Genomic DNA, 14300 nt, shown 5'->3' with positions numbered 1-14300 from the left:
CGTCTAACTTGACTGTAGGGTGATACTAGTTATGAACAAAGACAAAAATCATGAGTTGAAACAGGAGGAAATGCCGCGAAGCGCCATTTCCTCTCTATTCGTTCATCCCATGCTCTATAAAATAATTGCAATAGTTCTGGTGGTTATCTTTTTTGTCATTCCAATCATCCGACTGGTGCTAATGAGCATAGCTTTTGGTGAAGGATTTGGTCTGCAATTTTATCGAGATATTTTGACAGATAGCAGAACTTGGCGGGTATTGAAAAACACGTTATTAGTTGTAATTGGTTCAACGGCTATTTCATTGATTTTAGGAACTGCTTTTGCCTGGATTGTTGCGTATACAGATATCCGGCTGAAAAGGATTATCCAGCTATTCATCTTTTTACCATTCATTATTCCGTCTTACATAACTTCCTTGGCTTGGGTACAGTTTTTCGGTCCAACAGGATTATTGGAAAGCTTATTTGATTCCCTGTCGATTCCGATCACTGGCTGGAATTTATACAGTATGTCGGGAATCATCTTCGTCATGGGGATCAGTCATTTTCCGCTTGTTTACTTATTCACAGTAAATGTGTTCCGGCAAATCCCACGGGAAATGGAACTGGCAGCACGGGTTTCAGGTGCTTCAAGGTGGGCATCGTTCTCCAAGATTGTATTACCTCTGGCGTTACCGGGAATTGTTGGAGGTTCCTTCATCGCATTCCTCGGTGGGTTGGATAATTTCGGAATTCCTGCCTTTTTAGGAACCCCAGCCAATATTTCCGTGTTGTCGACATATATTTACCAAAAGGTGATCGGCTTTGGAACGTCTGCATTCAATGAGGCTGCAGTGCTTTCTGTTATCCTTGGCTCTATTGCCATAATCGGAATCAGTCTGCAATGGCTGGTTTTGCGAAAATCAAAACGGATTGAAACAATGAAGGTGGATCATCAGCCGCGCTATTATTTAGGGAAAAAGAAATGGCTGGTTGAAACCATCATTTGGCTGTTTTTCATCATGACAAGCATTTTCCCATTGTTATCCATGGTTATGACGTCTTTCCTAAAGGCCTATGGACTTGATTTTGTCTGGGAGAATTTTTCTTTGAAGAATTATTCGTATATATTAACAAGGGATTCGACTCTGGATGCGATCATGACCAGTGTGAAACTGGCTGGTGTCACAACCATCATTGGAATCGCTGCAGGGACGGTTTTTGCTTATTTCCGCGTCAGAAGGGCGAATACAGCAATCAAGTTAATGGAAAATGCGATAACGATTCCATATGCATTACCTGGGACGGTACTTGCTCTCGCGATGATATTTGCCTGGATGGAGCCTATTCCCGGCTGGAACCCAGGAATCTATGGGTCAGCAGCAATTCTCTACATCGCTTATGTCACGAGATTCCTTGTTTTGCAGGTGCGTAGCGGAATAACGGCTTTTCAGCAGGTGGATATCGAGGTGGAAGAAGCAGCGAGAATCAATGGGACAAACGGATTCGGAAAATGGAAGAAAATCATGGTACCGCTGATTGCCCCAGGAATATTTGGTGGTGCGATGCTGGTCTTTTTAAGTGCCTTGACGGAACTGACCGTATCTTCTCTCTTGTATTCTTCGGATTCGGAGACTATCGGTGTATCTATTTTAAGCTTCCAGCAATCGGGATATACGCTCTATTCCACAGCCTTTTCCAGCTTAATTGTAGGACTGATTATCGTCGGTTACTTTACCCTGTTTGCAGGTCAAGCACTATGGAAGAGAAAGGTGATGAATAAAGGATGAGTACGACCTTAGCTAAAGTCAACAAGCGATTTGGAAAATTTCAGGCACTTCAGAATATAGATTTAACCATCAAAGAGGGAGAATTCCTGGCTATCCTTGGACCTTCCGGGTGTGGGAAAACAACCTTGCTTCGTCTGCTTGCAGGCTTTGAGTCTCCTACAGATGGAACGATTGAAATCGATCAGAAGGAGGTTGCCAACTCAAGAAAAGTTACACCGCCGGAACAGCGCAATGTTAGCATGGTTTTCCAATCGTTCGCACTCTGGCCGCATTTAAATGTGCGGGAACATATTCAATTTGCGATGGACCATCACCGGTTTGTTGATCCTTCTTGGAAAGAAAAAGGAAAGACAGCTGCGCGAATCGATGATGTGTTACATACTGTTGGGCTCTGTGACTTTGAAAAAAGGATGCCTGGTGAACTTTCCGGTGGACAAAAGCAGCGCGTGTCGTTAGCAAGGGCAATCGCACCGGAACCGAAGCTGCTGCTGATGGATGAACCATTGAGCAATCTGGACGCAGAATTACGGATGGAAATGCGCCATGAAATCCAAAAGCTGCATCGACTGACAAAGGCGTCCATATTATATGTAACCCATGATCAGGGAGAGGCACTGGCTATGGCAGATCGAATTGTCGTGATGAACAGAGGGGAAATTGAACAGATTGGAACACCAGAGGAAATCTATTACCATCCCAAGACGCCATTTGTAGCAACGTTTGTTGGAAAGGCAAATCTCTTTAAAGGGTCTTGGGACGGCTCCACATTCCAGCATTCGCCAACAGGGGTAACCTGGAAAGATTACGGGATTTCACAGCAATTAAAAGAAGCGAATTTCTTCCCGATTCGACCCGAGCAAATCTCTCTCTCCATACCAGATTCAAGAGAAAATCAGATTCTCGGAAAAATTATGACGAGACAATTTCAAGGGAAGGAGTATCATTATTCCATTGAACACGATGGTAGCATAATCGTTGCTCACCTTCCACTGGATAAAAAATTTGAAATCGGGAAGACAATCGCCATCACACCCCAATTTCAGCATACAGAAGAAGCGGAAGCAACTCTGGAAGGACAGTAGTTTTACCGACAATGAGCTGGGAATAGTTCTTATTACCGAACGGTGCCAGACACTGTTCGGTTTTTTAACTGGCTGAAGGCAAAGGAATTAGACAGTAGATTTTCGAAATCTCCGGTCACTATAACCTTCTCACTGTGGTTTTCTCCCGAGTGATGTTGGTCTTTCCCGCCCGGCAGAGTCTGTGTCTCGAGTGAAGCGTATTCTCTCCCGCCTGGAAAGGGTTCTCTCCCATTATGCATACAGAAGAGTAGAAGGAAGAAAATACTTACTGATGCTGACTATCAATCCCTCCTCGTAAAATTGTTCCTATTGGACAAAATATGTTAGGGGACAGTGCTGTTAAAAAAAGCACTTCCCTAATAAAAAGAGGGAGTGAAATAGATGGCTGATAACAACGAACGCAAACGTCGCGGTAACAATGCTGGCAAGTCAGTAGGAAGTGGTGTAGGTGCTTTTCCTGGAGACACTATAGCTACTGCTCTAGATCCATTTGGTACTGCTGTAGGTGCTGTTGGTGACGAATCGGTAGAGAACAAGGATGGAAAAGGAACCGTTGATGACAACAATCATGACTCCAGGGCAAGAGATTAGAATTAAGTAAAAGCATCTCCAGATTTTTGGCATGCATTGGACTCTCTATATGGGAGTCCTTTTATAGTTTTATTGAATTTTTTTTCTCCTCTCCTGTCCAGCAGCAAAATAATCGAATCTTTGGCCCAACGTTTGTCAAAGTAAATTTTTAATAAGCAAACAAAGAGAATTTAATGAAACATTTAATCTAAAAGATCCGTATGATTATTAAAGGTTAATAGTACGGGTGACATTTGCAACTCAATGTTCAAACGTTACAAGCATACTACGTTATTTTTAGTTTCTTTATGATATTTTATCTTGCATCCAATTCAATATCATACCAATAACCAAACTTTTTAATCGTTCACGTAACGGGTGTTATAACACAACAATGTGGTCATCAGTACATAAATGGCAGAGGGCGAAAGTCATAAACATGTACAAAGGATTTTCAAACATATAAGTGGAATATAACTATTATATGTTTTTATGTGGAGGGAGGAATGCGAATTGTTTATTTCAGTTACTAGGTTGCATTTAAAAGGGAAGCGAAAGTTACCACGCTTTTTTGTTTATACAATTAAATCAATCATTCAGTCAAGAAAAGCAGATGGATTAAAATTTTCTTCTTTTAATAAAGAAGGATGGGTTACCTATTGGACATTGACAGTATGGGAAAGTAAGGAACATATGAAAGTATTTCGAAATAATGGCAATCATTTAAAGGCAATGAAAATATCACGAAATATTGCAGATGAATTAGAATCAGTGAATTGGGATGCAGAAACTATTCCTGATTGGGATGAGTGTAAAGACACGTTATTTAAGAAGTATGGAAGAAATGTATGAGGTACAACTTTACAGAACGAAATGTTTCTTACTTCAGATAAAAAATTCTGGTTGAGCACACTGTGTCAAGAGTTCAAAATGCGACTATCAAGAATATTTTATTTTTTTAAACATTTTTTGGTTGTTGCGTTATTATTGAAGGGCTATCATTAATTTAGCCCTTTTAATAGCAATAAATATATCAATGACATAGGATACTATTTCTCCAAGGAGACGTTTAGTGAAAGAACAAATTATTATTTGTCACACTTAGAAAGTGACCATATACGACGATTTTGAGGGAGAGAAAAAGAATGGAAGACACTAAGTATCAAGAGGTATGGGATTTAGATAAATTATTTCCTGGTGGTAGTGAATCACATCAATTACTTGAACACATAAAAGAATTGAAAATTAAAATTAATAAATTACATAGAAAAGTAAGTAACTTTCAGCCTCCACACAATGTTGCTGATTCAATAAAGGTTGCAGAGTTAATGGAATATATAGGTACCCTTAGAATTCATTTATCACAAGCTAATTCTTTTATTATATGCTTGTTAGCACAGAACCCGAAAGAACGAAAAGCTACATCACTTCAAAGTGAAATTGGACACATTGGTGCTAGTTTTGAATCACTTGTTCATAAAACACAAAAAATCCTTCAAAGTATAGAGGGAAAGTTTTGGAAGGAATTGTTAGATTCTAATTTGCTAAGTAATTATAAGTTCATATTAAACGAATGGAGGAAACAAGGTGAATATCAGCTAAATGAAAATGAAGAGAAATTAGTTTCTGATCTAATGATTGATGGTTATCATTCTTGGGGGCAGTTTTACAATGCGCTTATAAGTGAACTAAAAGTTCATGTCTCAATCAACGGTACAATAAATGAATTATCGGTAGGTCAGGCAATAAAATTAAGGTCACACTCAGATGTAGAAGTGCGCAAAGAATCACACGAGGCATTAGAGAAAACTTGGGAAGAGAAAGAGGATTTGTTTTCACGAATTCTGAATCACATTGCTGGTTTTCGACTCCAAGTGTATAAAAATAAAGGAATTGAAAATGTATTAAAAGAGCCGTTAATAGATAATCGAATAGAAGAAGATACTTTGGATGCAATGTGGGGAGCGGTTAATAAACACAAAAAAACTTTTACTGATTACTTAGATAAAAAGGCTGAAATGCTTGGTGAAACAAAACTAAACGCGTATAACTTCTGGGCTCCTATAACAGAAAATAAGCAACAGATCGACTATAAAAAAGCTGTAGATTTTGTAATTAAGCACCTTAGTGAATTTGGACCAGAATTAGAAAACTTCACTTTAAATGCGTTTGAAAAGGGATGGGTTGAATCAGAAAACCGTTCAAATAAATCGGCTGTTGCATTTTGTGCAGGCTTCCCTCTAATAGAAGAGTCTAGAATATTCATGACATATGGTGGATCTATAAATGACGTATTAACTCTTACTCATGAGCTAGGACATGCTTACCATAATTATGCTATGAAAGATGTTGATGGATTGAACAGGCATTATCCCATGAGTTTGGCGGAAACTGCTTCTACTTTTTCAGAGATGATTGTATTAGATGCAGCGATTGAAAAGACAACTTCTAATGAAGAGAAGATTTTTTTATTAGATGAAAAGTTAAAACGCAGTGTAATGAACTTTATGAATATCTATTCCAGGTTTTTATTTGAGCAAAATTTTTACCAGGAAAGAAAACAGGGATTTGTAACACCATCGCGATTAAATACTTTAATGAAGGAAGCGATAAATGAGGCTTATAATGGTTCTCTTGGAAATGCCTCAGCTTATTCGTGGGTCTGGACGCCACATTATTATATTACCAAATCTCCGTTTTATAACTTCCCTTATACATTCGGATATTTATTTTCTCTATGTATCTATGCAAAGGCAAAGGAAAAAGGGAAAGAGTTTGAAAGGGAATACCTTGCTTTACTACGTGATTCAGGGAGAATGTCAACAGAAAATTTGGTAATGAAATATCTGGAAGAAGATATTACTTCTGAGCTATTTTGGGAGAAGGGGCTTAGATTATGCATTAAAGATGTAAAGGAATTTATACGATTAACTGAAAATACCTGACGCGTTTATTAAATGGTTACTTCTCTACATAAAAGGAATGTAATTAAGCTATCTCACTTTATTATGTTTCCTGAGTAAGGAAGACTCCCTTCAGAGCCAGTCAATGCAACCAGAAACAACATGAGTCTCAGGAACAATCGATTACCAGAGCATCAGCTTCAAACAAAAAAGATTAATATGATTACTATAGGCGTCTTCCTGAAGGGGGGCGCTCTCGTTCAAGAAGTTATTCATTGTTCATTATTTGCCTTACAATATATTTCGCATCAAATCCCACCCCTTGTATTAATGCCGACCCACGCCGGTACTGCCAGGGTAAGCCAATGAAATATACTCCTTTTATGTTTGAGACACCTCGATGATGCATTATTTTTCCTTTTTCGTCCAAAACACCATCTATCTTTAACCAAGGTAGAACAGTTTTAAATCCTGTAGCCCATATGATATTACTAACTTCCAATGCAGTTGAATCTTCAAAGATCACTTTGTTTTGCTCGCTGCCAATTACTCTTTTTTTAACGGTTACTTCTTTCTTTTTTATTGCATTTTTCAATTCGTATCCAAATATGGGATCTCCTTTTTTTTGGATGAGCTTTCCAAATAACGAAGTATTATTTGCATTTAGAATTCCTAATTTATCAAACCACCAGAAGATACTTTTATTCCAAAATACGAGGGGTAAGAATCCTGGTTTCTTGCTGCAAGCTAAATAGGTATCCCTTTCTTTAGACAACTCAACAGCTATCTGTGCACCATTATTTCCTCCGCCTACAACCAAAACATTTCCATCTTTTATCTCATTTGGATTCTTATATTGAGACGAATGAAGCTGATGGATATTATTTGGCAAATTCTTTGAAAATGAAGGGATTTTGGGCGTCTGGAAAGCTCCAGTTGCTATTACGATATTTTTCGCCTGATATTCATCCTTATTTGTTTTAAGAAAGAAATTACCGTTCATTTTTTCAACACTTATAACTTCTGTATTAAATTGAATTGGGATTTTAAATCTGTTAACATATGTTTTAAAGTAAGATACAATCTCGTCTCTAGTAGGAAAGCCGTGTTTTTTTCCTTTAATGGGCATTCCAGGTAAGGAACTATATATACGAGGTGTAAATAAAACTAATGAGTCGTACCTATCTTTCCAGCTATTTCCAACCTCGCTGCCTTTATCAATTATGATAAACTTCTGATTGGTCTGTTTTAGATAATATCCTGTTGAAAGACCTGCCTGACCAGCTCCGATTACAATTGTGTCATACATTGCTAGCTCCCCCTTATATGAATAACAGCTTACATATTTATTTTATTGTAAAAACTGATTAAGAGCTATTCCTTTTTGTTAGCTTGGCCTTTCGATTATCAAAGATAGATTTTAATCTTGGCAAACTATAAAGGTATGGAGTGGTATATAACATATTAAAGGAGAAAAGGATCGTTTTGGGAATTATAAACTCCAATGGATGTTTTTAATATAAATTTGGCTGGTAATACGGTCAATCTAGCAAAATAAAAAATTCTGATGTATTTATAATAATTCATAAAAAGTAAGTGACCACGATGAGTGAAAGAAAAACCCAAGAATTAGATAAACTAATGAAAAATGCTTTAGAAGGACTAAAAGATCTTAGTAGAGAGGAGGAAGAAGGATATAGAAAATTCTGGAGTGAAATAAAAGTTGTCTAATCTGTTTTACAACAATGATAAAAAGTAGATGCCTGTCCATGAGCAGCTTTATTGTCAAAAGCGGTTCATGGACAGGCACTTTTTTAGAAGACCCAGCTATTCCGTCAAAAAATTCTCCGTATAAAAAGGAACGGCATCCTCCCCGAAGGAGACACCAACAGCAAGGGTTTCGTAATCTTCTTTTAATATGTTTTCCCTGTGACCTAAGGAGTTCATCAAGCCTTCATGTGCAAAAATGCTGCTCGGCTGTCCGGCTGCAAGGTTCTCTCCGGCTGTTCGGAAGGCAATATCATCTTCGGCCATGCGGTCAAAAGGTGATTGTCCTTCCAGGTTTGTGTGACTGAAATAGTTGTTTTCAGCCATATCCGAACTGTGAGCCTGGGCTGTTGCTCGCAATGGCTCGTGCCATTCCAGTACGGGATACCCGTGGATAACTCTTGCGGCGTTTGTCAGATCGAATAATTGATACTCCAATCCTTCCTTTAACGCTTCACTGGGCTCGGCATAATATGCATTTTTTTGCTGTTCGAGATCGGCATGAATGATCTGAATTGCTGTGAACGTATTGTCTTGGTGCTTATCATAAAAGACAGTTACATAATTGTTATCAATCAAAAATGTATCATGTTCCTCATTGTCCTCAATCTGGTAATTGGTGAATCCTTTTCGTATTGCCTTAAGCGGCTCATCCAGAGCTGATAATACAGACTCCCTTGTGCTGTTAAAGTCAATTCCCACCGTTGAGGTCAGCAGGTCCTGATTCGTGTATAACCCGACAACTTTATTCTGTTCATCATAAGCAGCCATGAAAAAGTTTTGATAATTTTCATGATAGGTAACCCATTCGGTGCCATACTCATTCATGGATGAACGCTCTGGATCCCCTGCTTGTTCTTCCACATCGGAACGGTCATCGCCGATTTCTATATTATGGATGGAAAACGATTGTTCCGAGGGAGCTTCAAGTGATGGTCTTTCAGCAACAGGTTGTGGTGCTTGCTGGTCATCTTCCTGATTGCTTGTTAGCCTGTCAAGCAATAATTGGATTTCTTGATTTATCGTATCGACCGCTGCAATGACATTTGGATTTTGTCTGATTTCATTGACATTGGTTTGAATTTCTTCATAAACGCCTGTTACACCGGAACGCTGGAAGGTATCTCCGTAAAAATGCCAAAGTGCTCCGGCAATCAGCAACAAAACGATAATATGTCTTATTTTTGGCATATGATCACACCCTGTATCCTCATGATAATTTATTTATTGTATCAAGTAAATACTATTGGGGCAAACGGGGGGAGAATATATAAAAATTGTATACAATCTATAGGTGCATTTATATTCTGATTGTATAATCCAATTTACAGTAAATAGTTAGAACAAATTTCGTATTTACGATGGGATTCGCCCAGGGAAACCAGCTCCTTGTTGCCCGCTAAGTCGGCGCCGGCAACTATGAAGGGCATTGAAGCTGTCGGGTTGGCAAGTGCACAGTCATCGGCCGGTTTACAGAAATTTTCTTAAGGTAATTTTTTTAGATATGCTGCCGTATCAGGATTGACTGTTGGATTGATGAGGTAAACTAATACTAATAAGAAATGTGGAAACAAGAAAGGGGAAGCATGATGAAAATAGACGTTCGCGATCATGCAGTTGAAGAAATATCCAAAATAGCATTAACTGAAAATGAAGGGATAAGAATTCTGGCTGAGTTTGCAGGTACTTGCTCTATTGCAACGGAAATAGAGTTATCCATCGAGAAGGCAAAGGAAGATGATTTGCTAATCACAGAAAAGGGGATTAACTTCCTTGTACCTGAACAATCAAAAGCTTCATTGCCGGAAGAGATTATTTTGGATTTCAAAAATGGAATGGGATTTAAGATTTCATCTAAGTCAGAAACGTTAGGATATAACTTTAGGCTGAATGATCGAAGAAGTTAATTTAGCAGGAAGGAAGCCGGTCCGGCTAACCGAAAAAGCGAACAGTGCCTGGCACTGTTCGCTTTAATTATAGTAGAGTGTTGAATTCTGAGTAGTAGGAAATTTATTGATGGTGAAAACGGGCAGAGGATTTTTCTTATGCTGTTCAGTAAATAAATCGGTGCTTTCCTGAGTTTTATTTAACACAACTCGGTCTCCATCAACCTATTTCCATATTTTTTTCACCTCCTTACTGTAACTGTATAAATCCTAATATGTGAAAAGAAATCAAACCTTCGTCCCGGAAATTTCCAATGGGAATATGTTACGATACGGTTGATTATATGTAGAGGAGATGGGATAAATATGGATAGATTTCAAGCTTTAGTACTGAATAAAATCGAGGACCATACGAATTTGGAAGTGAAAAAATTAACGCTGGATGATCTGCCAGATGGGGAAGTTACCATTAAAGTTGCCTATTCTAGCGTGAACTATAAGGATGGCTTGGTAGGCATCCAGAATCAGATGGTAAAATCCTATCCGTTAATACCTGGAATCGATTTGTCCGGAACAGTCATGGAATCAACGGATGATCGTTATAAAGAGGGGGATGAAGTGATTGTAACCAGTTATCAGCTGGGTACAGGACATTCCGGCGGGTTTAGTGAGGTTGCACGGGTTCCTGCTGAGTGGGTTGTTCCTCTACCAAAAGGGTTAACTTTAAAAGAAGCAATGATCTTAGGAACAGCCGGATTAACTGCAGCTTTGTCGGTCGCGAAGCTTGAGGATTCCGGTTTAAAACCGGAGGATGGACCTGTTTTAGTTGCAGGTGCTACGGGTGGTGTCGGCAGTATTGCAGTCAATATGCTGGCAGGCAGAGGCTATGAGGTTGTTGCAAGTACAGGGAAAGCAGATCAGGAAGCTTATTTAAAACAATTGGGAGCAAAAGGAGTTATTCATCGCAGTGAAATAGAAGAGACAGAACCGCGACCGGCACGGGAGAAAAAATGGGCTGCTGCTATTGATCCTGTCGGTGGAAAAACATTGCAATATATTCTTACCTCATTGAAATACGGCGGATCTGTCGCAACATGCGGATTAGCTGGCGGGATAGAAGTGGCGACAACCGTAATTCCGTTTATCTCGAGAAACATCAACTGGCTTGGCATTGATTCTGTGATGTACCCGATGGAGAAACGATTGGAAGCATGGAATCGCCTCGGTGATGACCTGAAACCAACCGCATTAAATGATGAGATGGTCAGTGAAGTTTCACTAGCAGAGCTTCCAGAAGTGCTCCGCGATATTTTGGAAGGGAAAATTCGGGGGAGAACTGTAGTTAAACTTTGATTTAAACTTGATGTATTTGAATTTATTGCTGGGGGTAATTTTCCGTAGTGCTTTACACTGTTAAAACGGTGGGGAGAAGGCACTTTTCGCTGCATGCGCCGCATTTTTAGCCTGTAATTGTGAACTATGGGGAGGAAATTGTGAACTATGGCATTTTTGGAGTGAACATCGGTGAGTTTGAGAAGAACTATGGCTAAAATACTTTAGACTATGGCATTTCGGGCGTCCGCAGCGTCCGAAATGCCATAGTTTACATTAAAATTAACTGTTAATAAGATTACAATCCATTATCAACTGCATTGGCACCTTACTATCCGATAATTACTTTCTCCTTAGGATAGTGATAACTATCTTTTGATACTTTTCCTCTCATCAGGAACAAGAATGAAAATATTCCAATCCTGCCAACAAACATTAAGAAGATAATGATGCATTTACCTGCTGTACTTAATTCAGGAGTTATCCCTAGTGATAGACCAGTAGTACCGAATGCGGAGGAAACCTCAAAGGTGATCTGCAACAATGAAAAAGGTTCTATGTAAGACATGAGTATGATTGCTGTCACACATACCATTCCTGCAGTGGTGATGACAATAAATGAACGGATGACATCTTCATTCTCAAGCTCTCTCCCGAAAATTTTGATGCGCTGCCTTCCCTTGGCGAAGTTATATATGGCCAGCAGCATGATAGCGAAGGTCGTTGTACGTATACCCCCACCCACACTGCTTGGTGACGCACCAATGAACATAAGTACACACATCATGACTAATGTCGCTGTGGTAAATTCACTTACATCCATGGTGGCTAGCCCTCCATTCCTTGTGGTAACTGATTGGAACAGACTGTAAGCCAATCTCTCATGCCATGTTTTGTCCGCAAAAAAAGGTGCATTTTGTTCCATTACCAATATTAGCAGCCAGCCAACAAGAATCAGGGCAAAGAAAGTGATTGTGGTAAGTTTAGTAAACAAGGAAAAGCTGTGTTTAGGGTTCCCTTTACTATAATCTCCTCTTAAAAAGTCCTGAAGCTCGAGTAATACCGGAAAACCAATGGCGCCTAAGGTCAGTAAAATAATATTGACGAATTGCACAAAATAATCATCGGCAAAAGGTATTAGTGAGGAACCAGTTATATCAAATCCAGCATTGGTTGTTGCACTTACAGCACCAAAGAATCCATGAAGGAGAGCTTCCTGCCAGGTATCAAAATAGGAAAGAAAGTAGGTGCTTAGGATAATGGTGCCTACTAACTCAATTAGCAGGACCGTTCTAAGTATTTTGAGTAATAATATAACAATACCGCTCAACGTCGCTCTGTTCTGATCGATTTGGATAAGCTGCCTGCCACGCAATCCAATCCTTTTTCCTAATATAATCCATACAAAAGTCCCCAGGGTCATAATTCCGATCCCGCCAAACTGCAATACAAAGGATAGGGCAATGCTCCCTGCAGCATTGAAGGTATCTGCCGTGGAAACAACTGTTAGTCCTGTAACACTTATTGCACTAACAGCGGTAAATAATAGATCTATAAAAGATAAATCTACCCCTTCATTATGGAAGAAGGGGATACTCAATAATACTGTAGATAATGTCACTGCTACTACATACAGCAATACAATAATTCTGATGGTTGATAAATGACTTACTTTGAAAATCTTCGTAAATATATTCATTATTATTTCTCCCTAAAAGAGTGGACTACATGAATAATATACTCTTCTGGATAAAAAAAGTAAATTACCAAATTGATACACGCGCTTGAATTCCTAGGCTTCTCTCCCAAATGGAAAGGGTTTTTGGGGGATTCAGTTAGCCACGGTTCAAGTAGATATTATTGAAATGTACCAGGAAGCTTGAATTGAGCGATTTCTTTTAAATGGATAGTTTTTTTGCGCAAAACAAAGGGAACATAATAATTCATCGATGTTCATTCAACGAAAAAAGCTGTATTTTAAGTTTATTTAGCCGTTGAACTTTTTTACAATGGTTTACAACTTATTTTGCTGTCAGCAGCAATCATTTCACTTCTGTAAATGTGAACTATGGCGATGAAATTGTGAACTATGGCATCGTAGCATTAAGCTATGGCGAATTTGAGGGGATCTACGGTAAAAACACAGTGAACATCGGCATTTTCCGCATTAGCTTGGTTTTCGTTGGATTGAATTCCAAGCCGACATAGAATGTTCATCGTTTGAGCCCTGAATATATTTTGGATATGTTAAAATGAACGAAAAGCTATTTAAAGTGATTCGTAGAGAGACAGGAGATGAATAATATGAAAAAGAAAATATTTCTATTTACGATTGCCATAGCGGTAGTACTGGTGGGAATCTACATCTTTACGATAGTTGGCAGAAGCAATGTTTCCGATGACGGAGCTGCACAGGATATCAAACAATTGGTAAATGATTATAGCTTAGGCAATGTAACGGCCGAGGCCGCTTCGATTGACTCGGAACAGCTTATCGTGACCGAAAGCGATTCAAATGAGTTAACATATGATTTACCTGAAGATGAGTTTTTCGTTTCTATCGCACCATTCATTGAACAGACCCATCCGTGTGCCGTTCACAGCTTGACGGGCTGTCAGGGGGAAATGGTGGAAGAGGAATTTGACGTATACGTTGAGGATGCGGAAGGCAATGTGATTATCGACGAAACAATGAAAACATTTGCCAACGGATTTATCGATTTATGGCTACCACGTGAAAAAACGTACAACGTGACCATCACACAGGACGGTAAATCAGCCGAGTCGGTGATATCCACGTTTGAAGGTGACAATACTTGCATTACAACCATTCAATTGAAAGAGAAGACTGCTTGATTGCAGCAGATTCTGAAACTAATAAAATATAAACTGTGTTAGTTAATGCAGTAAAAAAGCTCAGTTAAACTGAGCTTCAGCTTGTAGAGAAAGTAGGTGTTTTTCTCTACAAGTTTTTTTTGTAAAGATATTT

General features: G+C 38.9%; 12 protein-coding genes. 9 read left to right on the top strand and 3 right to left on the bottom strand.

All coding sequences use genetic code 11. The features are described 5' to 3' along the window. Positions 1-31: 31 nt before the first annotated feature. The 5 genes from A4245_RS06280 to A4245_RS06260 all read left to right on the top strand — a co-directional run bounded on the left by A4245_RS06280 (position 32) and on the right by A4245_RS06260 (position 6368). The gene (locus A4245_RS06280; RefSeq protein WP_067726800.1) at positions 32-1771 is read left to right on the top strand and encodes an ABC transporter permease; all 1740 of its coding nucleotides are present in this window, start codon (positions 32-34) and stop codon (positions 1769-1771) included. Then, positions 1768-2853 carry an ABC transporter ATP-binding protein gene (locus A4245_RS06275; protein ID WP_067726799.1) on the top strand — a complete coding sequence of 362 codons (1086 nt, stop codon included), beginning with the start codon at positions 1768-1770 and terminating at the stop codon, positions 2851-2853. Before A4245_RS06280 ends, A4245_RS06275 begins: the two co-directional genes overlap by 4 nt. A gap of 381 nt (positions 2854-3234) precedes the next feature. Then, positions 3235-3444: a hypothetical protein gene (locus A4245_RS06270; RefSeq protein ID WP_067726796.1), complete on the top strand. Its 210-nt coding sequence runs from the start codon at positions 3235-3237 to the stop codon at positions 3442-3444. Between the two features lie 492 nt (positions 3445-3936). Then, positions 3937-4275 carry a hypothetical protein gene (locus tag A4245_RS06265; protein WP_067726794.1) on the top strand — a complete coding sequence of 113 codons (339 nt, stop codon included), beginning with the start codon at positions 3937-3939 and terminating at the stop codon, positions 4273-4275. A gap of 293 nt (positions 4276-4568) precedes the next feature. Next, positions 4569-6368 carry a M3 family oligoendopeptidase gene (locus tag A4245_RS06260; protein WP_067726792.1) on the top strand — a complete coding sequence of 600 codons (1800 nt, stop codon included), beginning with the start codon at positions 4569-4571 and terminating at the stop codon, positions 6366-6368. 226 nt (positions 6369-6594) lie between these two features. Here A4245_RS06260 and A4245_RS06255 read toward each other — a convergent pair whose 3' ends face one another. Beyond that, the gene (locus tag A4245_RS06255; protein WP_067726789.1) at positions 6595-7635 is read right to left on the bottom strand and encodes a flavin-containing monooxygenase; all 1041 of its coding nucleotides are present in this window, start codon (positions 7633-7635) and stop codon (positions 6595-6597) included. A gap of 296 nt (positions 7636-7931) precedes the next feature. Here A4245_RS06255 and A4245_RS20765 point away from each other — a divergent pair, with 296 nt between their 5' ends. Further along, positions 7932-8057: a hypothetical protein gene (locus tag A4245_RS20765; protein ID WP_267886902.1), complete on the top strand. Its 126-nt coding sequence runs from the start codon at positions 7932-7934 to the stop codon at positions 8055-8057. 96 nt (positions 8058-8153) lie between these two features. Here A4245_RS20765 and A4245_RS06250 read toward each other — a convergent pair whose 3' ends face one another. After that, positions 8154-9284 carry a CAP domain-containing protein gene (locus A4245_RS06250; protein WP_067726787.1) on the bottom strand — a complete coding sequence of 377 codons (1131 nt, stop codon included), beginning with the start codon at positions 9282-9284 and terminating at the stop codon, positions 8154-8156. A gap of 398 nt (positions 9285-9682) precedes the next feature. Here A4245_RS06250 and A4245_RS06245 point away from each other — a divergent pair, with 398 nt between their 5' ends. After that, a complete protein-coding gene (locus tag A4245_RS06245) occupies positions 9683-10000 on the top strand; it encodes an iron-sulfur cluster biosynthesis family protein (protein WP_067726783.1) in 318 nt (105 codons plus the stop codon). 345 nt (positions 10001-10345) lie between these two features. Beyond that, on the top strand, positions 10346-11332 hold the full coding sequence (locus A4245_RS06240) for an acrylyl-CoA reductase family protein (RefSeq protein WP_067726781.1): 987 nt from the start codon (positions 10346-10348) through the stop codon (positions 11330-11332). 310 nt (positions 11333-11642) lie between these two features. Here the strand turns inward: A4245_RS06240 and A4245_RS06235 are convergent, their stop codons facing one another. Then, entirely contained in the window at positions 11643-13010 is a 1368-nt protein-coding gene (locus tag A4245_RS06235; protein WP_067726779.1) for a TrkH family potassium uptake protein, read from the bottom strand. Positions 13011-13615: 605 nt separating this feature from the next. On the opposite strand from A4245_RS06235, the gene A4245_RS06230 reads away from it, so the two are divergent. Then, positions 13616-14167 carry a CueP family metal-binding protein gene (locus A4245_RS06230; protein WP_067726778.1) on the top strand — a complete coding sequence of 184 codons (552 nt, stop codon included), beginning with the start codon at positions 13616-13618 and terminating at the stop codon, positions 14165-14167. Positions 14168-14300: the final 133 nt, after the last annotated feature.

Origin of the sequence: Oceanobacillus damuensis (assembly GCF_001618145.1) — a bacterium.
Lineage (GTDB): Bacteria > Bacillota > Bacilli > Bacillales > Amphibacillaceae > Oceanobacillus > Oceanobacillus damuensis.
Note: the sequence above shows the minus strand (reverse complement) of the source record. Positions and strands in the feature narration are given on the sequence as shown.